21 protein-coding genes and 1 riboswitch are annotated in these 21,703 nt (G+C 37.9%); of the genes, 14 read left to right on the top strand and 7 right to left on the bottom strand.

Annotated features, from left to right (window positions below; all coding sequences use genetic code 11):
• Nucleotides 1-925 precede the first annotated feature (925 nt).
• The 3 genes from GQR55_RS12660 (at nt 926) to GQR55_RS12650 (ending at nt 2,469) form a co-directional block, all read left to right on the top strand.
• Nucleotides 926-1,444: a hypothetical protein gene (locus tag GQR55_RS12660; protein ID WP_166420889.1), complete on the top strand. Its 519-nt coding sequence runs from the start codon at nt 926-928 to the stop codon at nt 1,442-1,444.
• Nucleotides 1,437-1,949 (top strand): hypothetical protein, encoded by a 513-nt coding sequence (locus GQR55_RS12655; protein WP_166420888.1) that lies wholly within the window; start codon nt 1,437-1,439, stop codon nt 1,947-1,949. Before GQR55_RS12660 ends, GQR55_RS12655 begins: the two co-directional genes overlap by 8 nt.
• A gap of 67 nt (nt 1,950-2,016) precedes the next feature.
• Nucleotides 2,017-2,469, top strand: a complete 453-nt coding sequence (locus tag GQR55_RS12650) for a hypothetical protein (RefSeq protein WP_166420887.1) — start codon at nt 2,017-2,019, stop codon at nt 2,467-2,469.
• Nucleotides 2,470-2,502: 33 nt separating this feature from the next.
• On the opposite strand, the gene coaD is transcribed toward GQR55_RS12650, so the two are convergent.
• Complete coding sequence (gene coaD, locus GQR55_RS12645; protein WP_166420886.1) at nt 2,503-2,994, bottom strand: pantetheine-phosphate adenylyltransferase; 492 nt, start codon at nt 2,992-2,994, stop codon at nt 2,503-2,505.
• A 198-nt stretch (nt 2,995-3,192) separates the two neighbouring features.
• On the opposite strand from coaD, the gene GQR55_RS12640 reads away from it, so the two are divergent.
• Complete coding sequence (locus GQR55_RS12640; RefSeq protein WP_166420885.1) at nt 3,193-3,846, top strand: TetR/AcrR family transcriptional regulator; 654 nt, start codon at nt 3,193-3,195, stop codon at nt 3,844-3,846.
• A 97-nt stretch (nt 3,847-3,943) separates the two neighbouring features.
• A complete protein-coding gene (gene thiI, locus GQR55_RS12635; protein WP_166420884.1) occupies nt 3,944-5,401 on the top strand; it encodes a tRNA uracil 4-sulfurtransferase ThiI in 1,458 nt (485 codons plus the stop codon).
• 40 nt (nt 5,402-5,441) lie between these two features.
• Here the strand turns inward: thiI and GQR55_RS12630 are convergent, their stop codons facing one another.
• Both GQR55_RS12630 and GQR55_RS12625 read right to left on the bottom strand, forming a co-directional pair.
• The gene (locus GQR55_RS12630) at nt 5,442-6,344 is read right to left on the bottom strand and encodes a 2-dehydropantoate 2-reductase (protein ID WP_166420883.1); all 903 of its coding nucleotides are present in this window, start codon (nt 6,342-6,344) and stop codon (nt 5,442-5,444) included.
• Nucleotides 6,337-6,690, bottom strand: coding sequence for a VanZ family protein (locus tag GQR55_RS12625; protein ID WP_166420882.1), 354 nt, complete (start codon nt 6,688-6,690; stop codon nt 6,337-6,339). The genes GQR55_RS12630 and GQR55_RS12625 overlap by 8 nt, the downstream gene beginning before the upstream one ends.
• Nucleotides 6,691-6,842: 152 nt before the next feature.
• On the opposite strand from GQR55_RS12625, the gene GQR55_RS12620 reads away from it, so the two are divergent.
• The 3 genes from GQR55_RS12620 (at nt 6,843) to GQR55_RS12615 (ending at nt 9,735) form a co-directional block, all read left to right on the top strand.
• Complete coding sequence (locus GQR55_RS12620) at nt 6,843-7,325, top strand: YajQ family cyclic di-GMP-binding protein (RefSeq protein WP_166420881.1); 483 nt, start codon at nt 6,843-6,845, stop codon at nt 7,323-7,325.
• Between the two features lie 158 nt (nt 7,326-7,483).
• A complete protein-coding gene (locus GQR55_RS20315) occupies nt 7,484-7,606 on the top strand; it encodes a hypothetical protein (RefSeq protein WP_277344829.1) in 123 nt (40 codons plus the stop codon).
• Between the two features lie 98 nt (nt 7,607-7,704).
• Nucleotides 7,705-7,869, top strand: a riboswitch (cobalamin riboswitch).
• Between the two features lie 36 nt (nt 7,870-7,905).
• Complete coding sequence (locus GQR55_RS12615) at nt 7,906-9,735, top strand: TonB-dependent receptor (protein WP_166420880.1); 1,830 nt, start codon at nt 7,906-7,908, stop codon at nt 9,733-9,735.
• 87 nt (nt 9,736-9,822) lie between these two features.
• Here the strand turns inward: GQR55_RS12615 and msrA are convergent, their stop codons facing one another.
• From msrA to GQR55_RS12600, 3 genes are all read right to left on the bottom strand, one after another.
• Complete coding sequence (gene msrA, locus GQR55_RS12610; RefSeq protein WP_166420879.1) at nt 9,823-10,359, bottom strand: peptide-methionine (S)-S-oxide reductase MsrA; 537 nt, start codon at nt 10,357-10,359, stop codon at nt 9,823-9,825.
• Between the two features lie 85 nt (nt 10,360-10,444).
• Complete coding sequence (locus GQR55_RS12605; protein WP_166420878.1) at nt 10,445-13,543, bottom strand: efflux RND transporter permease subunit; 3,099 nt, start codon at nt 13,541-13,543, stop codon at nt 10,445-10,447.
• Nucleotides 13,544-13,546: 3 nt separating this feature from the next.
• A complete protein-coding gene (locus GQR55_RS12600; protein ID WP_166420877.1) occupies nt 13,547-14,599 on the bottom strand; it encodes an efflux RND transporter periplasmic adaptor subunit in 1,053 nt (350 codons plus the stop codon).
• Nucleotides 14,600-14,844: 245 nt separating this feature from the next.
• On the opposite strand from GQR55_RS12600, the gene GQR55_RS12595 reads away from it, so the two are divergent.
• From GQR55_RS12595 to GQR55_RS12570, 6 genes are all read left to right on the top strand, one after another.
• A complete protein-coding gene (locus tag GQR55_RS12595) occupies nt 14,845-15,549 on the top strand; it encodes a DUF2982 domain-containing protein (RefSeq protein ID WP_166420876.1) in 705 nt (234 codons plus the stop codon).
• Between the two features lie 21 nt (nt 15,550-15,570).
• Nucleotides 15,571-15,903, top strand: coding sequence for a hypothetical protein (locus GQR55_RS12590; protein ID WP_166420875.1), 333 nt, complete (start codon nt 15,571-15,573; stop codon nt 15,901-15,903).
• Nucleotides 15,904-15,971: 68 nt separating this feature from the next.
• Nucleotides 15,972-17,627: a DUF1566 domain-containing protein gene (locus GQR55_RS12585; RefSeq protein ID WP_166420874.1), complete on the top strand. Its 1,656-nt coding sequence runs from the start codon at nt 15,972-15,974 to the stop codon at nt 17,625-17,627.
• Nucleotides 17,628-17,636: 9 nt separating this feature from the next.
• On the top strand, nt 17,637-18,155 hold the full coding sequence (locus GQR55_RS12580; protein ID WP_166420873.1) for a DUF1566 domain-containing protein: 519 nt from the start codon (nt 17,637-17,639) through the stop codon (nt 18,153-18,155).
• Between the two features lie 165 nt (nt 18,156-18,320).
• Nucleotides 18,321-19,238, top strand: a complete 918-nt coding sequence (locus GQR55_RS12575; protein WP_166420872.1) for an AAA family ATPase — start codon at nt 18,321-18,323, stop codon at nt 19,236-19,238.
• A gap of 11 nt (nt 19,239-19,249) precedes the next feature.
• Nucleotides 19,250-20,296, top strand: coding sequence for a general secretion pathway protein GspB (locus GQR55_RS12570; protein WP_166420871.1), 1,047 nt, complete (start codon nt 19,250-19,252; stop codon nt 20,294-20,296).
• A 53-nt stretch (nt 20,297-20,349) separates the two neighbouring features.
• Here GQR55_RS12570 and GQR55_RS12565 read toward each other — a convergent pair whose 3' ends face one another.
• Nucleotides 20,350-21,543: an HD-GYP domain-containing protein gene (locus GQR55_RS12565; protein ID WP_166420870.1), complete on the bottom strand. Its 1,194-nt coding sequence runs from the start codon at nt 21,541-21,543 to the stop codon at nt 20,350-20,352.
• Nucleotides 21,544-21,703 lie beyond the last annotated feature (160 nt).

Below are 21,703 nucleotides of genomic sequence, written 5' to 3'. Positions count from 1 at the left end.
CATCCAGTATAAATAAAGAGAATAAATCTCCTGTCTATTTATCTGCGCTTATGCTCTGCTCATATATTTCTAGTGGTTATATAAACTTATTAGAAAATTTATATTTAAGCTGGGCGCTTTATGATTTCATTACAATTTCAACTCTGTTAATTTTAAAATATCTTAAAGTACTCAAATGTTCGAAAGCTTTTTATTTCATCATTATTTCGCTTACAACAAATGCTGTACTCACCCTCATAATGCATTATGACCTATACGTTCTACATAATATTGAGCCTTGGTGGTATTGGAGTTTTTATTCGATAGGGGTTAACTCTATAGATACTCTAATGATGCTTTCATTAGTACTCAATAGGAACATCATACAGATGCTACATTTAAAAGCCTTCAAATTAAACTTAAAAAACTCGTAAGTAATGGGTGAGCTTTTGATTAGTCCAACAGTGTCATTGTACATAGGTGCCTTTGTACAATGGGGGTTCCTTATGGCCTTTTTGTACTTCCTTGCTCATTCGATTAATAAGCCTAATAAAGAAAGAGTGTATTTGTCTTTGGTTATGAGTATTTCATATTCATTTAGTATATTTACAAATCTTGATACGGTAACTTATCTCGATTTTTTGTTTTCCGATACTTTAACTCTCCTAGTTATTATTTTCCTTAGGCGGCTCTGGCATGATGGTATCACCTATCTATATATTATTACTGGCTTAGCTATAAACTCAGCTCTACATTTTCTCATGCATTACGACATCTATATATTAAATAATACAAATTATTGGTGGCTTTGGAATGCTTATGCGATAGGGGTTAACGCTGCTGATTTTATGATGGTAGCTATATTTTTTATAAACAAAGATTTTTTAGCTTTAGCTGTAACTAAAACATGGTTCCACAATTGTATTATGAAAAGGAATTATAATTAGTGGCTGACATACTTTGGAATTTAGTAGAGGTTAGAGATTATGTCGGTATTTTTATTACATGGTTCTTTGTAATTGCATTTCTTTATAATTTATCAGCAAGCATAAACAGCCCCTACAAAAATACAATGTACCTTTCTGGTATTATGATGATTTCGTACATCTTAAGTACACTGTTCGATATGGTTATAGTGTCTCACTTAAACTATTTTTACTTCGATATTGCAACCCTAATTATTATTTTTACGTTTAGGTACTACAGTCGAGGCCCAATTCCTAACGCATTTTATTATCTTGTGTTTGGTCTGAGTATTAATGCATCTTTATTTTTAGCTATGCATTACGATATAGAGGTTTTAGGTACTCTATATTATTGGTGGTTTTGGAACGTTTATGTATTTGGTATGTACTTTACAGATTTGATAATGCCATTAGCGCTTATCTTTAACAAAGATTTTTTAGGTCTAGTTAAGCTTACTAAATTTTTAACTGAAAAATTTAAAAGGTCACGCAATGCATGATTTTTTATGGCAGCTGGCTGGTTTATATGACTATATAACTATTTTTACTACATGGTTCTTTGTACTCGCCTTCTTATATAACTTATCCGCAAGTATTAACAAACACGATAAAGGCTGTGCTCAATTAGCTTTCATTATGATGATATCTTATACATCAAGTATTTTTATGGACCCACAGAGTGAAACACCTCACCTAACTCTTTTTTTATTTGATGTAGTGACCATTGTATTTTTGATTTTGTGGCGAATTTTTTTTAGTAAAACTATACCTATTGCGTTTTATTACCTAATTACAGGGTTAGGTTTTAATGCATTCGTTTTCTATGGCATGCATTACGATAGCATTATTTTAGGTAATTTAGACTATTGGTGGTTCTGGGCATTATACGTAATTGGACAAATTACTTCTGATTTAATAATGGTTTTGGTTCTTGCCACTAATAAGGATCTATTGGGTTTAATTAGGTTAAAACATTACTTGAGTCGTCCTGAAAAGCACATGTAACAATGAAGTCTTAGTAAAATGGAAGAGCTATTTTGGCAATTAAATTCAGTTAACGAATATTTATTACATGGCTTTTTGTTTTTTCTTCACTTTATCAGCTGCTATTAATAAGCAAGATAAAAGCCGAGTTCACCTTAGCTTTATTATGATGGCTTCGTACACATTTAGTTTGTTTATGGACATAACTACTGCAGCTCCGCATTTAAAGTTGTTTATATTTGATGTACTAACAATTGCCGTTATTTTTATGTGGCGTATTTTTTTAGGACGTAATGTACCGTACTGCTTTTATTACCTTATAGTAGGTCTTGGTATTAATGCCTCACTGTTTATGAGTATGTATATTGATAATACCCTTTATGATAATTGGGACTTTTGGTGGTTATGGATGCTGTATGGTTTTCTTATGCCTATTATTGATATTACGATGGCGCTCATACTAATTATCAATAAAGACTTACTGAAGCTGGTTTGGTTAATTAAAAGATTAAAGACATCATCTATACCAAAGCCAAATTAGCGCATACTAGTTATGCGCTAATGAAATAAATAGCTACTGGCCGTCACAGCCCAGTTTAGTTTTTAGAGCTTTGACAATTACAGGGTCTACAAACTCGCTTACATCACCATTGTGGCGGGCTACTTCTTTAACGAGAGTGGATGAAATAAATGAATTTCGCTCTGCGGGTGTTAAAAATACGCTTTCTAAGTCTGGATTTAGGCGACGGTTCATATTTGCTAATTGAAACTCGTAGTCAAAATCAGATACCGCTCTAATACCACGAATAAGTACATTTGCATTGTGATCGCGTGCAAGGTCTGCCAATAAGCCAGAAAAACCAATTACTTTAACATTATCTAAGTGGCTTAAAATAGTGTTGGCCAGTTCAACTCGTTCTTCAAGGTTAAAGCAGGGCTTTTTACTTGGGTTATTAGCAACCGCAACTAATACAGTATCAAACATTTTAGCAGCACGTTGAATAAGGTCTGTATGCCCATTAGTTAGCGGGTCGAATGTACCAGGGTAAATTGCAGTAACTTTCATAATGTTCACTATTTATTATTTTAGCGTTAGTTTAACAGTGTTTGAGATACAAAGCAGCCTAGCTAAAAAAGCATATAAACACTTACTTTCTTTAAACAGGTCAGTCCATGGTGGGAGTGTTTTAATGACTCATATTTGTTTATACTGCTTAATCTCTTTTGAGTGTAATGTAGCCTATAGATAATTGAGTATTAGCATATGAATACCAAGGATAAAATAATACACACCAGTATTTTGTTGTTTAACGAAAATGGTGAGCGTGCAATATCAACAAACCATATTGCATCAAACTTAGGGATGAGCCCGGGTAACCTTTATTATCACTTTAAAAATAAAGAGGATATTATCCGTCATATTTTTGCGTTGTATCGCGATCATTTAAATACTCACTTTAAACCCATTAATAAAGAAGATGATGCATTTAGTCATTTAACCGCTTACCTAGATTCGTTATTTGAATTGATGTGGCGTTATCATTTTTTTTACGACAACTTAGGCGATATTCTCTCTAGAGACTCAGAGTTAAAACAAGCTTACATTGATTTCCAGCTGGAGTTATTAGAGCAAGTTCGTAAAATTATTTTAGGGCTTCGCGATAGTGAAATGATTGCTATTGATGAGCAAGATGTCATTGATTTAGCACATACACTTAAGCTAACAGTTAGTTTTTGGACGCCTTATATTAAAGCCCGTAGGCCAAGCGGTACGCTTGCTGAGCAAGATATCTATCATGGTATTTTAAAAGTGCTCACGTTATTTAGAGCGTACAGTACCGATAAAAGCATTGATAAAATGAACCTATTACGAGAAAAATATACCGAATTAGCGCAACAAGCCCCAACTGTCGTTTAGCCGTTGGTCTTTGGCTGTTTCCTAGACGCTGAATTTTTTGCTATAATCGCGCGCCAAATGCCTGGGAGCGCGAATTCCCGCAGTCTAAGAGTGAACTATGCTTAAATTTATCGTCAAACTACATCCTGAAATAGCCATTAAAAGCCGTTCGGTCCGTAAACGCTTTACTAAAGTGTTAGAAAATAACATTAAAATTGTATTGCGACGTCTTGACGAAAAAGTACAAGTAAGAAATAACTGGGATAATATTTCAGTTGTTACAAAGCTTGAAGATGCACAAGTTCGCCTTGATTTTATCGACAGCCTAAAACGCATCCCCGGCATTGTTCAATTTATTGAAGTAACCGAAACACAATTCGAAACGCTTGATGATATTTACCAAAAAACAATTGCGTTAGTTGGGCATACAATTATAGGTAAAACCTTTTGTGTTCGTGCTAAGCGTATAGGGCAACACGACTTTACATCAACTGACTTAGAGCGTTATGTTGGTGGTGGGTTGAACCAGCATATTGAAGGCGCAAGTGTTAAACTTAGCCGCCCAGAAGTAACAATACGCTTAGAAGTAAAAGACGATAAAGCTTATATTGTTTCTCATACACATTTTGGTATGGCTGGCTTTCCGCTACCAACCCAAGAAGATGTGCTTTCGCTTATGTCGGGAGGCTTTGACTCCGGCGTAGCAAGTTACCAAATGATCCGTAAAGGCGCACGTACTCACTTTTTATTCTTTAACCTAGGTGGCGCAGCGCACGAAATTGGCGTTAAACAAGCAAGTTACTACTTATGGAAAAAATACAGCTCAACTCATAAAGTTAAGTTTGTAACCGTTGATTTTGAACCTGTAGTTGCTGAAATTCTAGAAAACGTTGAAAACAGCCAAATGGGTGTTGTACTTAAACGTATGATGATGCGCGCGGGTAGTGTGGTTGCGCAAAAGTTAAACATTCAAGCACTTGTCACTGGTGAAAGTATTGGCCAAGTATCTAGTCAAACATTAGCGAATTTAAGCGTGATTGACCGTGTTACTGAAACGCTTATTTTACGCCCGCTTATTCAACACGATAAGCAAGAAATCATTAATATTGCTCGCCAAATTGGTACGGCCGAAATGGCAGAAACAATGCCAGAATACTGTGGTGTTATTTCTAAAAAGCCAACGGTTAAAGCCAAAATAGACGTTATTCTTGGTGAGGAAGAAAAGTTCGACTTTGATGTGCTAGATACCGTTGTAAACAACGCACGTATAATGGACGTGCGTGATATTGACGTAGAGGCTAAGCAAGAACTTAAAGAAGCTGAATCAGTTGCAGATTTACCTGTAGGCTCTGTGGTAGTTGATATTCGCTCACCAGAAGAAGAAGAAGCTGCGCCGTTAGTAATTGACGGTGTTGAAGTGGTACATTTACCATTTTTCCGCTTAGCAACTAAGTTTGGTGACTTACCAAAAGACACTGACTACTATTTATATTGCGATAGGGGCGTAATGAGCCAGCTACAAGCACTTATGTTGCATGAGCAAGGCTTTGAAACTGTAAAAGTTTATCGCCCATAAGGTTTGTCGTCTTAAGATTAAGAATTTATATAAGCGTGGTTTATACCACGCTTTTTTTTGCCTGAATTTTGACAAACAACTCATCGTTGTAAGGTGTAGGAATACCGTGAAGTTTACCTTGTTTGCTAATATAGCCACATATAGCTGATATTTCAGTTTCTCTGCTATGCGCTACGTCTTGCTGCATTGAAGAGTAATTGTCAGACGTTAATTCCATTATTTTATAAGCGGTATTAAGTGCTTTAATCAATGGGATATTAAGCCCTTGTACCTTTGCTATATTGCACGCTTCGGTGAGTGCATTAAAAATTATAGCGTTGTACTTAGGTGCGCGTAATTCACCATTTTTTACATTACTTAAAGCGCTTAATGGATTAATGGCAATATTAACGAGTAGTTTTTCAAAACGAAGCTGCTGAATGTTATCAGTAAATTTTAGGTTTGGTATTACTTTGAAAGTATCTGCCATTGGTACACTATTTTTAAGTGCCAATTCATTGCAGCCGCCAATAATGCTTTGCCCTTCAGCAGTATGTTGCACAATATATTGGTTTGATTTAAAACCCGCTATGCTGGTAGTTAAAAAATAGAGTGCTTGATGATCGCTTAGTTGGCTATTTACCTCATCAACGTTACCCATCCCATTGTGCGATAGTACAACCGAGCAATGACTTGGTAAAAAAGGCTTTATTTGTGAAAACGCATCAAGTACTTGAAAAGCTTTAACGGTAAATAAAACAACATCAAATTCAGTTGCTTTATTTAGCTGGTTTAATGAAATAAATTGTGCGTCAATTTTTTTTGATGCGCCCTTTCCTCTGCTGTAAAAGCGAGTGTTTGTTGGGTTTTTACGAGTTAAAATACTGACATTATGCGACGCACTCAGAAAGTGGCTTAGTAATAAGCCAATAGCGCCATCGCCAACAATTAAAATATTAGCCATATGGATTCTTTTTTCGAGGAGTAAAAATAACTCTTAATATAAAGTAGCTTGCAGCACCTGCAAAATCTGCAAAAAAGTCACCGAGCGATGCTTGCCTGTAAGGGAGTGTGCCTTGCATTATTTCAATTGAGGCGCCATAGCCGGCAAGTAAAAGTATTTGCACGTACAAAGGAAGTTTAAATGCTCTATCCATTATTATGGCAAGTATGAAAAAAATCCCAAAGTGAGCTACTTTATCAACATGAGGGAATAGGTTTGTAACCCCACCTTTTATTTCTTTGGCAAATAAAAAGGTAAAAGCCACTATGCTGATTAAAAAAATTGCTTGATAAACACGCCTTGTCACGACAAATCCTAAGATCGCTTAAAAAAGAGGCGCTAGTATATCAAACTAATTTAATATCGCACCTGAACAAGATGCAGAAAAATGTAAAGATTTATAATTTTAGCGTTATAATTGCCACATAAAATTAAGATTAAATAGTTAGGAGCAAACCAATGCCTTCATTTGATATTGTATCTGAAGTAGAAATGAACGAAGCTAAAAACGCGGTTGATAATGCAAATCGTGAACTAGAAACTCGCTTTGATTTTAGAGGTGTTGACGCATCTATAGAGCTAAATGATAAATCAATTAAGCTAAAAGCCGAAGCAGACTCTCAGGTTATGCAATTGTTTGATATTTTAGCGAATAAAATATCTAAGCGTGGTATGGATGTATCAAGCTTAGAGCTTCAAGATATTACGCGAGCGGGTAAAAATGTTTTTCGTAATGTAGGCCTTAAGCAAGGCATTGAGAAAGACATGGCTAAAAAAGTAGTTAAAGCCATCAAAGACTCAAAAGTTAAAGTTCAAGCGGCTATTCAAGGCGAAGAAGTACGTGTTACGGGTAAAAAACGTGACGATCTTCAAGAGGCTATGCAAGTAGTGCGTAGTGCTGAGCTAGGTCAGCCTTTTCAGTTTAAAAATTTCCGCGATTAATAAAGCTCTATAAGCTTTGTAATAAAGCGTGCTTTAATTTTTTACTGCTAATTAAAGCCGCTTTATATTTCTCCTCCTTAAGTCTTCCTTCGATTGATCCGCTTTTTAGTATTTAAGCTACTATATTTACTACATGTAATTTTAATACAAGGTATTAAATGAAAGCCTATCAATTATTTTTGCTATTTGTGCTAACTCTATTTGCACAGCCTCGTTTGCCAAAAGCAGTTGATATTAATGTATTAGTTGAAGATGGCTATTTCCCAGTTAATATTGAGTAACACGTATGGTTAAACTGTTTTAGCTGTATAGACGTCCATTGACATTTGTAAACAAAATACTCACAATAGCGACATATTTTCAAGGTGCTTGCTTAATGCTTAGGCATTGGTTTTAAGGTATTGAAACTAACGGCAAGATAATCGGGAAGTTGGTGCGTTTTCATGATGACTACAACCCCAACACTGCCCCCGCAACGGTAAAGTATTGCCTGTTTTTACATGCTTACTGAGTCCGGAGACCGGCCTTGATGCAATCTTACTTACTAAAATCTTTGCGGTGGGCAAAGGTAGGGGACTTCATGTTAAACAAAACAGCTCTAGGCGTTGCAATTTCTGCTGCGCTTTCATTTTCTGTGTCTGGCGCAGAACAATCAATTGAAAAAATAACCGTTACAGCTAATAAATTTGAGCAGTCAATTAATGATGTTTTAGCAAGTGTGAATGTTATTGACCGTGCTGAAATAGAAGCAAGCAATGTACGTGATTTACCTACGTTATTAAGCAAGCAAGTTGGTTTTCAGGTTAATCCAAACGGTGGCTTTGGCCAAAATACAGGTGTGTCACTTCGTGGTACAGGCTCTGGCGATACGTTAATTTTGATTGATGGCGTGCGTACGGGCTCTGCAACACTCGGTGAAAAAGCTTTAAGTAATGTCCCTTTAAATAGTATTGAACGCATTGAAATTATTAAAGGCTCACGTGCAGCTATTTATGGCTCTGACGCACTCGCTGGTGTAATTAATATTATAACGCGTGAGTCAGATAACTTATCTGTAAATGCTATGTTTGGCTCTGATTCTTACCAAAATTATCAAGTGGCAGGCTCTGTAAAATCAGGTGATATAACAACAGCATTTAATGCGGGCTTTGAAAAAACAGATAACTTTGATGTACTGCAAGGCGTAGCACCAGATGAAGATGGCTACGAGAATAAAAACCTTGGTTTTAAAGTAAATTACTCCGACGCACACTACGGCGACTTTAAGTTACTTGGTCAATACAGCGAAGGTTTTGCTGATTACGACAGTAGTTTTAGTCCAGCCACAAGTACTGTTGAAACAGGTGATTTTAAAAACTATCAACTTTCTGCTGGTTGGAATAAAAATTACACGAACCAATCACACAGTGTTGATATTGCTATTGCAACGGATGACTCAGATAACACTTTTGTCGATTTTTTTACTGGACTGCCTGCAACCAGCACATTTATAACTAAACGTACTCAAATTGATTACAACGGTCAGTATCAACTGTCTAATGAATTTAATATTAGTGGTGGTATTAACTGGTATAACGACGATGTATCGCACAGCTCTGAGGTGTTTGTTGAAGATAGTCGAGATGTACTTGCTGTGTTTGTAGGTGCTTACTACGATACCGATAAAATTCTTGCTAACTTAACTGTACGCCAAGATGATGATGAGCAATTTGGTGATGAAACAACCTATACGGCAGCTGCAGGCTATCATTTATCTGAAGATGCAACCTTTAGAATAAGTCAAAGCACTGGTTTTAAAGCGCCTACCTTTAACGATTTATATTTTCCAAACTTTGGTAACCCTGATTTACAGCCTGAAAAATCAGTAAACCGTGAGCTTGGTTTGAGTGTGGACTTTGACATTACACAAGTTGATGTTGCAATATTCAGAAACGATATTGAAGATAGAATTGATTACGACGCAAATTTTGCACTCGCTAATATCGATGAAGCGCGCTTTGAAGGGGTTGAATTTAGCTTGTCTCAGCAGCTTTTTGGTTTTGATAGTAACCTTAACTTTGCTTACTTAAGCGCAGAAAATAAAGAAACAGGTGCAGAGTTACGCAATGTTGCTAAACGTACCTTTAACTGGGAACTTGCAAAACAGTTTGGTGCATTTGATGCAAGCTTAGACATGCAATATCGTAGTGACCGACAAGGTGCTGTAACGCGTTTAGGCTCATACACACTTTGGAACTTAGCCGGTAATTATCAAGTAAATGAACACATTGAAGTTTCGCTTCGTGTAGAAAACTTATTTGATAAAGAATACAACGCAGTTGATTCAAACGCTGATTTTACAACGGGTGAAGTGTATTACTACAACACACCTGAGCGTCGCTTTTTTGCAGGCGCAAGCTACCAATTCTAATTACCACTTTTAGTTTGAATACATAGACAAAAGCCCGATTTAAATCGGGCTTTTTACTGTGTAGCTAAGTTTAACTACTCAAATTATTTACTCAGTTAAAAACTCTTTAAATACGGTTTCAAACTTGTGTAATTTAGGTGCTATTAAAATACTACAGTAACCTTGCTGTGGGTTTTCGTTATAGTAATCTTGATGGTAATGCTCTGCCGGATAATACGTAGTAGCAGGGCTCACTTCTGTCACAATCGGTTCACTCACATGGCTTTGCAGTTGGGCTATCATTTCATTGGTTTGCTTTAGTTGGGCTTCATCGTGATAGTAAACAACGCTTCTATATTGTGTGCCTATATCGTTACCTTGGCGATTCAATTGTGTTGCATCATGTAAAGTGAAAAACATTGCTAAAAGTGTTTCAAAGCTAACTACAGTAGTATCAAATTCAATTTTAACAACCTCAGCGTGCCCAGTTGTGCCAGAGCATACAGAATTATAGGTTGGGCCGTCAGTTTCGCCGCCTGTATAGCCTGAACTTACAGTTAGTACGCCATTTACACGTCTAAATGCTGCATCTATACACCAAAAACAGCCGCCACCAAATGTTGCTACTTGCGTTGTTGAGCTCATAAGTATTCCTAAAATGTATATGGAGTTTAAAGGCGAGCATAAATTGTATGCGCCGCAACAACAAGGTTACGGCGCAATAAAGAGATTAGATCTCTTCGAAAGGTTTATCAGCAGCTTGTTTATTCAGCTTTTGTTGTAAAAACTCAGGTGACTGTGTATTTTTCGATAGAGCATAATACGCAGCAGGTACAACAAAAAGAGTCAGCAGGGTAGATACAATAACGCCAGTAAATACAACTACACCAATTACCATACGGCTTTCGGCGCCGGGGCCTGAGGCAAAAACCAAAGGAACAGAGCTCATAACGGTTGTTAGTGAGGTCATTATTATTGGGCGAAGACGCTGGGTAGCTGCTTGTAGTATTGCTTCACTAAACTCAACGCCTTTATCGCGTAATTGGTTAGTAAATTCCACAATCAAAATACCATTTTTTGCACTTAAACCTATGAGCATGACAATACCTATTTGGCTGTAAATATTTAAGGTCAGTCCTGTAGCCCAAAGCCCAAACATAGCGCCCATTAAACCAAGCGGTACGGTAAGCATAATTACAAACGGGTGCATAAAGCTTTCAAACTGTGCAGCAAGCACCAAGAAGGTAACGGTTAGTGCAAGTATAAATACGTAGGTCATCGCTGATGCGCCTTCGTAATAAAGCTGCGATTCACCTTTGTAATCTACTGCGCCATCTATATCGTTTTCTTGCGCGGCTACTTCGTTTAAAAAGTTAAGCGCTTGCTCAAGTGTGTAACCGTCAGCTAAGTTGGCGCTTAATGTAATTGCGCGCATACGGTTATAACGGTTTAAGCGTGATGCGGTTGCTTCTTCTTTTAAGCTGATAAGGCTATCAAGTGGGACTAGTTCACCGCTTCGTGATTTAAGGTATATATTTGAAATATCAGTAGGGTTGGTGAAATCTTCTTTAGTCCCTTTTAAAATCACATCGTATTCTTCACCACGGTCAATAAATGTTGTAACACGGCGCTGGCCCAGCATTGTTTCAAGGGTTGAGCCTACATCAGACACCGATACACCTAAATCAGCGGCTTTGTTTTTATCTATGCTCACTAAAAACTGTGGGAAGGTTTCTTTATAATCATGGTCGATTCTTACAAGACCAGGATTTAGTTCTGCACGCTTTATTATACGGTCGCGCCAGTCGGCAAGTTGTGCGTAATCGTTACCTTGTAATACAAACTCAATAGGGCGAGACGAGCCACCACCGCCAATACCACGGCGCATAATGGCAAATGCACGAACATCGGTAACTTCTTGCATTTTACCGCTTATTTCGTCCATTACTTCCCATGTTGAGCGTTTGCGTTTATCCCAATCGGCCATACCTACAATTGCAACACCGCCGCTGCCACCCCAACCAGGAACTCGAACAAGTACACGGCTTAGCTCACCTGCTTCAGAATAGGGCATTAAACGTTCTTCAATTTTTGCCATATTAGCAGCGTTATTTTCATAACTTGCGCCCTCAGGGCCGCTCATCATAATAAAGAACGTGCCACGGTCTTCTTTTGGTGTTAGCTCAGAAGGAACTTGTAAAAACAGCGAGTAACTAACAAAACCAGCTAATAATAGGCTCACCATTAAACCCCATTTACGAGTTATGTTAGTTGAGAGTGAATTACGGTAACTTACTTCAATTTTAGTAAATTGACGATCCATCCATTGGCTAAATTTATTTGGTTTGTCTGATACTTTAAGTACTTTAGAGCACAGTGCTGGTGCGAGTGTAAGTGCGGTAACACTTGAGAAAAATACAGCAGCACTTACCGCCATAGCAAACTCGGTAAATAATGCGCCTATACGGCCATCCATAAATACCAGTGGTACAAATACAGATATAAGCACAAGAGTGGTTGCTACAATGGCAAAACCTACTTCACGCGCGCCTCTAAATGCAGCTAGTAACGGTGGCTCACCCAGTTCAATGCGGCGGTGAATATTCTCAAGCATTACAATGGCATCATCTACTACTAAACCAATGGCCAGTACTAAGGCAAGTAAAGTTAGTAAGTTGATTGAGTAGCCCATTGCTAATAAAAACATAAAGCTACCAACCAGTGCGACTGGTACTGTTACTGCCGGAATAAGCGTTGCTCTTATGCTGCCCAAAAACAAAAATATAACGAGTACGACTAACCCCATAGAGATGGCAAGTGTGCTGTAAACCTCATTAATTGATTCTTTAATGAATACAGACGAATCGTAGCTATCTTGAATTGTGGTGCCTTCAGGTAAATTGCGTTTGATTTTTTCAAGCTCACTACGTGCGTTATCTACTACGGTAAGTGTGTTTGCTTTAGCTTGTTTTACAATACCTAAGCCAATCATATTACGCCCGTTACCACGAAATAAGCTTTCGTCGTCGGCAGCTTCTAGCTGTACATCAGCAACTTCACCTAAACGTACTAAATAGCCTTCATCGCCGCGTTTAATTACTAGGTTTTTAAAATCGCGTTGATCTTTATAACTACGTGCAGTACGTACTGTAAAGTCACGGTCTATTGATTCTATTTCACCGGCAGGTAGCTCAACGTTTTCTGTACGAAGTGTATTTTCAATGTCGCTTGAAGTAATACCGCGTGCAGCCATTGCTTGACGGTTTAGCCAAATTTTCATGGCGTATTGACGCTCACCACCAATACGTACATTAGATACGCCATCTACCACCGCTAAGCGGTCAACAATAAAACGCTGCGCGTAATCAGATAACTGTAACGAGTCCATTGTTTCGCTGTTTAATACAAACCATGCAATAGGGCTTTCATCACTATTTGATTTAGATACTTCTGGCGGGCGTACTTGATCTGGCAAGCTATCTAGTGCACGAGCCACGCGTTCGCGTACATCGTTAGATGCTGCATCTATGTCGCGGTTAATATCAAACTCAATGGTAATGTTTGAACGTCCATTACGGCTCGATGAGTTAATACTTTTAATACCTTCAATACCCGAAATACGGTTTTCTATTATTTGCGTTATTTTTGTTTCTATAATTTCGGCAGAAGCACCGGTGTATTCAGTGCTGATATTTACAATCGGCGTTTCAATATCCGGATATTCACGAAGTGGCAGCATAGTAAATGCAACCAATCCAAAAGTAAGAAGGAGTAAATTAATTACAATGGCAAAAACAGGGCGTTTAACACTAGTATCTGTAATTTTCACGTATTACCCCTTTACGCTTACTTTACTTCCAGAGCGAATTTTTATTAGCCCTTCAGTAACAATTTGCTCGCCATCGGTTAAGCCTTCATCAATAGCAACCCAACCATTATTTCTGCCAGCTACATGCACTTCAATTTTATTAGCTATTCCGTCTTGAATTTGAAAAACAAAGTGTTTGTCTTGTAAAGGGATAACGGCTTTTTCTGGCACCATTAAAGCTTGGTTACTACTAAGCTCAAGCGCTGTGTTTAGTAACATACCAGGGCGTAATAAGCCTGATTTATTAGCAAAACTTGCAGTTACTTCAACACTGCGTGTTACCGAATCAATACGCGAGCTAATATGCGTTACCTTGCCAGTAAATGTCTGCCCTGGGTAGGCATCGTTTTGGGTAAGCACCTTCATACCCATATTTAATTGTGCTAAATATTTTTCAGGTACTTTAAAGTCAACTTTAATAATACTAATATCATCAAGTGTGGTTATTATTGTTGTATTGCTTACGTAGGCACCTATTGATATTTCACGCTTACCTAACAGGCCCGAAAATGGCGCGGTAATAGTCATTTCATTTAACTTTGTTTTAGCGCTTTCTAGTTGAGCCTCAGTTGCATCAACACGAGATAGCTGCTCTTCAAGTAACGACTTTGCCGTTGATTGCGAACGTGAAAGTTCGGTTAGGCGATCTAACTGACGTTTTTCTTCACGTAAATTAATACCAAGCTCTTTAACTGCAAGCTGTTCTTGTTGGCTTTGTAGCTGTACTAGTTTTTGTCCTTTACTGACTAGGTCGCCATCTTTAAAATATATATCGGTGACATAATCATTTTGTGCACTTTTTATATAAATAGCTTGGTTTGCACGTGCGCTACCAATGGCTTCTATCATCACTGCGTTTTCCTGAGAGGTAACAGTATGAGCCATAACTTGGGTAGACATTTGTGATGAATCGGCTTGTTCGCCGTGGCTAGCGGGTAAATATAAATAAACGCTAAATATTAGTAGTAATGTAATAATAAATGGAAAAAGAGCTTTACCTGATTGTCTTGAGTACATCGTTTCATACCTGAAAATTAATTATATGTATTGTACGAAATAAGACCGAGAAAAGGCGGTTATGTGTCTCATAAATTTGTGCGTTAAGCGTAAAAGTAAATAAGATTTATTCATTGTTCCTATTTTGTTGAGGATAAAGCGGTAATGTATGAAATTTAAAACGACCTGTAACTTATGTATAACAACAAGAAAGATCATAATTTGGGCCATTATTATGTTTGTTTTTTATATGGTGTTTTACCAATATGGATAAATCTAACAATGTAATTAAATTTCGGGCACAAGGTGCGCGAAACGCAATTGAGGTGCTTGCAGTCGGTGCTATAGGCTTAGTGTTTATTATGTTGTTTAATTTACTAAGGCCAGGTGAAATTAGCATCCTTGAAGTGTTTTTAGTGAGTTTGTGTATTGCCGCTATTTTTATTGGATATTTAAAAACTCAAGAGCCGTATTATAGCCTTTTGATAAGTGAGTCGGAGCTTGTTTATTGCCATAAATATGGGGCTTGGAGCATGTCTCGTAATAACTTCCATCACAGCGGTATACCAAAAGTAGAAGATGGCCTTGATTACTTAGAGCTCAATGCGGTGGGTGTTAAAGTAAATGACATAGATGAGTTTTTAACAAATTTTGCACCAAGAATTGCAGGGAAACTTTTAATAGAGCAGCGTAATTTGTTTATGCAAGTTGTTCAAAAACATTGCAAAAATGGCAGTTGCCCATCAGAATGGTTAATAGAAGATACACAGTACACATCCCATAAAGGGGTAAGCTATACTGGTCTTATAGCCATGTTTGCTAACAGAACTAAGCACCTTCAACTGCTAACAGGTTACGATTTATTATTACCTGCCAGTGTATTAGATAGAGATATTTGGGCATTTAGTGCTAACTTAAATAAATGGAAGCGCGAGCCTAGTCAGTTTATAGCGTCGCAAATTAACAATTAAGCTGCGACTGTAGGAAAGAAAATGAGCCAAGACAGAGCTTTTTTAAAAAGTGGTCGAAATACCATAATACATAAAGATAAAAAACTTGATTTAGTGATTGTAAACTCTGAAATTCATCCCAAAATTAAAGTAACGCAACATGGCTTGGAGCCATTTAAAGAAGAGTTACCCAAAAACCGTCGCGACGCAAAAGAGCGTTATTTAGAGATGGTTTATGTAAGTAGCGCTGATATATTTGGCGAAGAAAAGCAGTTGCTGTTTATTCAAGCGTTAGATGGTCGAGAGTATAAAATTGATTATAGTAAAATAGGTACAAAGCTATTTGTACGTATTCATCAAGATACTTATCTGTAGTGCTTTAATGGCATCTTTATTGCTTGTGATTACACTATAGTAATTATTTGACATAAAAGGTGCTGCGTATGAAAGCGTTTGCTTTAATCCCTCTCATTTCTTGTGGTTTGTTAAGTGCGTGTGGAGGCGGTGGCGGTGATAGCGATAATACAGTTGTAGAAACCTCTGTTAATGCTGGAATCGATTTACAAATTATCGAAAAAACTGAATTTACCATCACAGCACAAGGCTCTCCCGCTGATGGTACGTTTTCATGGCAGCAAGTTAGCGGCCCAAGCCTAGAAGGCTTTCCGCTTGATGGCGCTGAGCAAACACTTACCGCACCGGATGTAAAAGCTGATAGTGAAATAATCTTAAGAGTGAGCTATCAGAGTACAGGTAGTAGCGCTGTTAGTGACGATATTTCTATTTCAGTGAGCTCTAATAACCAACTTCCTCTTGCTGTTGTTACACAAACATCTCCTGAAACACTTCCTTCTGTTTACAAAGATACGGTGACTTTGAGCGGCCTTGAGTCGAGCGATCCTGACGATAATGGCCAAATTGATAGTTACTTGTGGCAATTGCTATCAGGTCCTGATTTAGATATTGCGAGCTTTAATGAGTCAACGCTTAGCTTTTCTCATCCATTACTTGAAAGTAACGTAAATTTATCTTGGCAGCTAACCGTTACCGATGATGAAGGCGGTGAGGCGAGTACGCAATATTCAATGACGCTTAACAAAACAAATGAATTAGTGGATGCAAATGCAGGTGCTGATCAAAATATTGAAGAGTTTGAACAAGTAACGCTTGATGCAACAAGTAGTGAAACTGTTACCGATACCTATCAGTGTAAATGGCAACAACTTACCGGTAATACCGAAACATTAAGTAATAGCAACCAATGTACAACGACATTTTTTGCCTCTGATGTAGATACCGAGACCACATTGAGCTTTGAAGTAACGGTAACCGACTCAAAAGGACGTACCGATACAGACTCTTTATTTGTTGATGTATCACCTAAAGCTCTCGGGCTTATAAACGATAGTGGTGTTGGTGAGTGTTATAATAATACACAACGCATTAACTGTGAAAGCGATGACTTTCCAGCGCAAGATGCAGAGCTCGGACGCGATAGCTATGCAAATCGTTTAGATAAGGTTGGCAAAGGTAATTTAGCGTTTGATTATACTAAACTTAATCAGTTTGCTGATGAAGTTGGTGATGATAGTAGTGACTTTACCTGTATACGCGATAATGTTACTGGGCTTGTATGGGAAGTAAAAACTGAATCCTCTGGAGTATTGCCAAATACAAGTTTGCGTGAAGGGCAAAATCATTACTTTTGGGATTTAGGAGCTACGACTTTTACCGATACCAGTACAGCCAATTCAACTTGTCCGGATGATACCAGTTGCGGCGTGCAAAGTTATATAAACGAAGTGAATAGCTTAGATTTCTGTGGTGGTACAAACTGGCGCTTACCAACTTATAACGAGCTTTTAGGTTTAATTGATTACGGGAAACAAGGGCAAAGAGTGCTAATAGACGAATCGTTTTTTCCTTATATTCCTCAATCAGGTGATATAGAAAGTGTGGATTTACCGTACTGGACCTCGCAAACTGCAGCCGATGGTACAAGTTTATCGCAAGCGTATATTATAGATATGAGTAATGGTAACGACCTTGCTTATCCAAAAGAAAAGCTCGCTTATGTACGTTTAGTTAGAAGCCGTTAGGAGAAAATAATGAAATTAAAATTACTCTATGCACTAGCAACTATAAGCTTGAGCTTTAATATTGCAGCGGCGCAAACTTGCTACGTCGGTGCAGATACCACAACACCGACAGATAGATTTACCATAAATACAGACGGTACGGTTTCTGATACAGGAACTGGACTAATGTGGCAACGCTGTAGTTATGGGCAAACTTATAATACAGAGACCCAGCTTTGTGAAGGTTCTACACCTTCCCTTACTTGGCAAGAAGCGCTTCGCGGTGCTAAAAATGATACAACCGCAGATTACGATGATTGGCAAATGCCTAACATTAAAGAATTAGCGAGTATTCTAGAGCACAGTTGCACCGAGCCGAGCATTAATGAAGAGGTGTTTTTTGGTACTAAGCTTCAAAACTATTGGTCAAATACATCGGGTGTGAGCACTATGAGCTCGGCGTGGGTTTATCAATTTGATAGTGGGCTGAATAGCTTGCATGCCAAAACCAGCAATGTGTATTTACGGTTAGTACGCTACGAAAAATAAAGTACATCAAAAAATTTGATATACAAAAGTGCAGCCTTAAAACGGCTGCATTTTTTTGTTTTACATAAATTTACGTTATTTCAATAATAAAGCGCTTACAACGTTGTCACTTAGCGCGTTTTTTTGCCATTATAGGCCGTGATTTAATTACGAAGGAACATCACGGTGTATTTAAGCTATTTTGGCCTGAATGAAAAACCTTTTTCAATTTCGCCCAACCCTCATTACTTATTTTTAAGTGAACGACATAAAGAAGCCTTAGCACACCTTACCTACGGATTAGGTGAAGACGGTGGTTTTGTATTATTAACAGGTGAAGTAGGCACAGGTAAAACAACAATTACCCGCAGCATGTTAGAACAATTGCCTGAAAACACTCAAGTAGCGATGATACATAACCCAGCACTTTCAGAGCTGGAGTTATTAGCCAGTATTTGTGATGAGCTCAACATTAGTTACGATACTAATAATGCGACGCTTAAAAGCCTTACCGATATTATAAAAAAGCATTTAGAGACTAATAATAAATCGGGTGGGCATACCATACTTATTATTGATGAAGCGCAATTACTTGCTCCTAATGTGCTTGAGCAATTGCGTTTGCTAACCAATATAGAAACCGATCATAAAAAATTATTACAAATAGTATTGGTTGGCCAACCGGAGTTACAAGAACTTTTAAAGCGCAATGAGCTGAGGCAACTTGCCCAGAGAATAACAGCTCGTTACCATTTATTACCACTTACGCAAGGCCAAACAGTTGCTTACATAAAGCATCGGTTACATGTTGCAGGGTGTGAAAAAGGCATTTTTTCGTTGGATGCCATGCAAGCTGTTCATCAATTAACCGGTGGTGTGCCACGATTAATGAACTTGGTCTGTGAGCGTGCTTTGGTAGGCACTTTTGCAAAGCAGCAGTTGATAGTTGATAGCGATATAATAAAAAAATCAGCACATGAGTCATTACCCATGGATTTTGTAGCGCCAGTTAATGAGGCTAACAAAGCAACGTCATTTGTACCATATAGCCTTGCATTCGCTGCATTATTTGCCGTAGGTATTGGGCTTTCATTTATTTTATAGTTAGGTAAGTTATGTCTTATTTATTAGATGCGCTAAAGCAGTCGCAGCAATCAGATATGAGTGCTGAACAGTACGACTTGCAATCAGAGCAGTTAAAGCAACAGCAAGCACTTAAGCGTTATAGACGATTAGCATTAGTTTTTGGTACTAGTTTAGGTGCTTTTATTGCAGTAGCTGGTGGCTTTACTACTGGTAAGTGGTTTCAAGGTACTACTTTATTAAATACATCACAATCCGCTGTAATTAAGGTGGCTGAAAGCGAAAATTTAGCACCTAAAAAAGAAATTAAGCAAATAGATAATGAAGTTGAAAAAATACAAATAGCTAAGTTAGAACCAGCCAAAGCAACTTCAACAAATACTGCCACGATTGAAGGGCAGCTTGTGCATGTGCAAACGCCTACTGGTGTGCAGCAAATGCTATTAACCCCTAACGGGCAATATATTCCTATGCCATCAAGTCAGGGGGCGAGTACAGCAGGTTATAATCAACAACAGAGCATGCAACAAGTAATGCCAGTTCAAAATTATAATCAGCCAGTATTTAACCCACAAAGTAATTACGCCCCAAGCAATACGCAAAACGCTTCTGTATTTGGGCAAAATCAAAGTCAAAATACATCATCTGCTCAACTAGATATGAGTAAATATAAGGTGCTGGGTAAGCCAATTAATGGCAGTAGTCAGGCTCAACAAGTGAGCGACCCTGAACTTGAAGCGGTGCCTACAACGCTTAAAAATGCGTTTGCGCAAGCTATACAAGACGTAGAAAAAAATCAAGATTATGAAGTTACTCATGCATCAAAAACGTCATCACGTGTTGAGCCTGTAGAGTTACTACCTGATGGTTTGCAATCAATGTTGCCTAGCATTAAATATCAGGCTCATATTTACTCATCGAGTGCTGACAAACGTTGGATCAAGTTAAACGGCCGAGAGTTACATGAAGGGGAAAGTATAGGGGCTTTAACCGTAAGAGAAATTACACCTGAGCAAAGTGTACTTGATTTTGATGGCTATGAGTTTAGCTTAAAAGCACTGCAAGATTGGCCGCAGTAAGTACTTAGATATTATGTTTGAGAGCTCAATAGAATATTGAGCTCTCAATTGTTTTAGGAAAGTATTGAATTTTTATAAAAGCGTTCTAAATCAATATTATATTCTTTGGGTTTAACAGCTGATTCGAGAGTATCTACTGTTTTTTTGTTAGATAAATCGATATCTTTTACTTCGGTATAGCGGCTATGTTTAGCGCTGTAAAATGTTTTAACTACCGGTTTTAGTGGTGTGCTTGGATTACTCTCGGTAACCAAACCCACTTTTTGACTCGATAATCTAACGAGCGTTCCTACCGGATGGATACCAATACATTGAATAAATTTATTAAGTAGAACAGGATCAAAACTATCAGGGCATCCGTCTTTTAATATTTTAAACGCCTTTATTGGCTCCATACCTGCTTTGTAAACACGCTCTGCAGTGAGTGCATCATACACATCAACAATTGACGCCATACGTACGTACTGACTTATCTCATCGCCTTTCTTACCAAACGGATAGCCTTTACCATCGAGTCTTTCGTGATGCATTCCAGCAATATCAACAGCAATACCTGTTAAGCCCGACTCTTCTAGTATTTCTTTACTAAAAAGCGAATGCATTTTCATTATTTTAAATTCGTCGTCAGTAAAACGGCCTGGTTTATTGAGCACTTCATCAGGAATTTTTATTTTACCAATATCGTGCAGTAGTGCGCCGGTTGTTAGCTCAACAATAATGTCTTTTTCTATGCCTAAATGCTTTGCAAAAATGCCCATTAAAATAGAGACATTTATTGAGTGCTCAAGTAGGTAAGCGTCTTTTTGGCGCATTTGTGTAAGGCAGGCTAGTGCATCTTGGTTTCTAAAAACCGAGTCCATAAAGCCACTAGCTAGCTCTCTAAATGGCGCAATATCTATATCGCGGCCTGCTTTTATGTCTTTAAATGCTTTTAGTTGGAGTGTTTTTGCTTCGTCGTAAAGCTTTTTTGCCTTCCCAATTTCTTGTTCGGCACTGTGTGTTTTTTGCCAAGGGTCACGCTTTATTTTTGTTGTAGGTATCGCGATAGGATCTTTTTCAGGGACTGAGTCAATGAGGGTTTTATCAGGGTCTATTTCTACTTCTAAAATGCCTGCTTTTATAAGGTTATTAATACTAGCCTGAGTTTTAACCCAGCCTTGGTTTTTAATTTTAATACTGCCGGTTTGCTTGGTAACGCTTTGCACAAACATACCTGGGAGTAACTGTGAAATAGGGAGTCTTTTCAAATTTATAACTTCTGTTGCTAATCTTTTATCAACTTAACAAAGTTATACGTAACGACCAAATAAAAAAGGCACTTTTCAGCTGTCTCTTGATCACAAGTCTGGCTCAAGAGATTTTGCTAAATCGTAGCCTTCCAGGATGGCTTGTAACTTAAGCCATCCT

The organism is Pseudoalteromonas sp. Z1A8 (assembly GCF_011378855.1).
Classification (GTDB): Bacteria; Pseudomonadota; Gammaproteobacteria; order Enterobacterales; family Alteromonadaceae; genus Pseudoalteromonas.
This window is presented reverse-complemented; position numbering and strand designations above follow the sequence as displayed.

What these genes read in the sequence shown, in the direction of transcription:
- GQR55_RS12655 (WP_166420888.1), top strand. Translation starts at nt 1,437, where the DNA reads ATGCATGATTTTTTATGGCAGCTGGCTGGTTTATATGACTATATAACT.
- GQR55_RS12650 (WP_166420887.1), top strand. Translation starts at nt 2,017, where the DNA reads ATGGCTTTTTGTTTTTTCTTCACTTTATCAGCTGCTATTAATAAGCAA.
- coaD (WP_166420886.1), bottom strand. Translation starts at nt 2,994, where the DNA reads ATGAAAGTTACTGCAATTTACCCTGGTACATTCGACCCGCTAACTAAT.
- GQR55_RS12640 (WP_166420885.1), top strand. Translation starts at nt 3,193, where the DNA reads ATGAATACCAAGGATAAAATAATACACACCAGTATTTTGTTGTTTAAC.
- thiI (WP_166420884.1), top strand. Translation starts at nt 3,944, where the DNA reads ATGCTTAAATTTATCGTCAAACTACATCCTGAAATAGCCATTAAAAGC.
- GQR55_RS12630 (WP_166420883.1), bottom strand. Translation starts at nt 6,344, where the DNA reads ATGGCTAATATTTTAATTGTTGGCGATGGCGCTATTGGCTTATTACTA.
- GQR55_RS12620 (WP_166420881.1), top strand. Translation starts at nt 6,843, where the DNA reads ATGCCTTCATTTGATATTGTATCTGAAGTAGAAATGAACGAAGCTAAA.
- GQR55_RS20315 (WP_277344829.1), top strand. Translation starts at nt 7,484, where the DNA reads ATGAAAGCCTATCAATTATTTTTGCTATTTGTGCTAACTCTATTTGCA.
- GQR55_RS12615 (WP_166420880.1), top strand. Translation starts at nt 7,906, where the DNA reads ATGTTAAACAAAACAGCTCTAGGCGTTGCAATTTCTGCTGCGCTTTCA.
- msrA (WP_166420879.1), bottom strand. Translation starts at nt 10,359, where the DNA reads ATGAGCTCAACAACGCAAGTAGCAACATTTGGTGGCGGCTGTTTTTGG.
- GQR55_RS12600 (WP_166420877.1), bottom strand. Translation starts at nt 14,599, where the DNA reads ATGTACTCAAGACAATCAGGTAAAGCTCTTTTTCCATTTATTATTACA.
- GQR55_RS12595 (WP_166420876.1), top strand. Translation starts at nt 14,845, where the DNA reads ATGGATAAATCTAACAATGTAATTAAATTTCGGGCACAAGGTGCGCGA.
- GQR55_RS12590 (WP_166420875.1), top strand. Translation starts at nt 15,571, where the DNA reads ATGAGCCAAGACAGAGCTTTTTTAAAAAGTGGTCGAAATACCATAATA.
- GQR55_RS12585 (WP_166420874.1), top strand. Translation starts at nt 15,972, where the DNA reads ATGAAAGCGTTTGCTTTAATCCCTCTCATTTCTTGTGGTTTGTTAAGT.
- GQR55_RS12580 (WP_166420873.1), top strand. Translation starts at nt 17,637, where the DNA reads ATGAAATTAAAATTACTCTATGCACTAGCAACTATAAGCTTGAGCTTT.
- GQR55_RS12570 (WP_166420871.1), top strand. Translation starts at nt 19,250, where the DNA reads ATGTCTTATTTATTAGATGCGCTAAAGCAGTCGCAGCAATCAGATATG.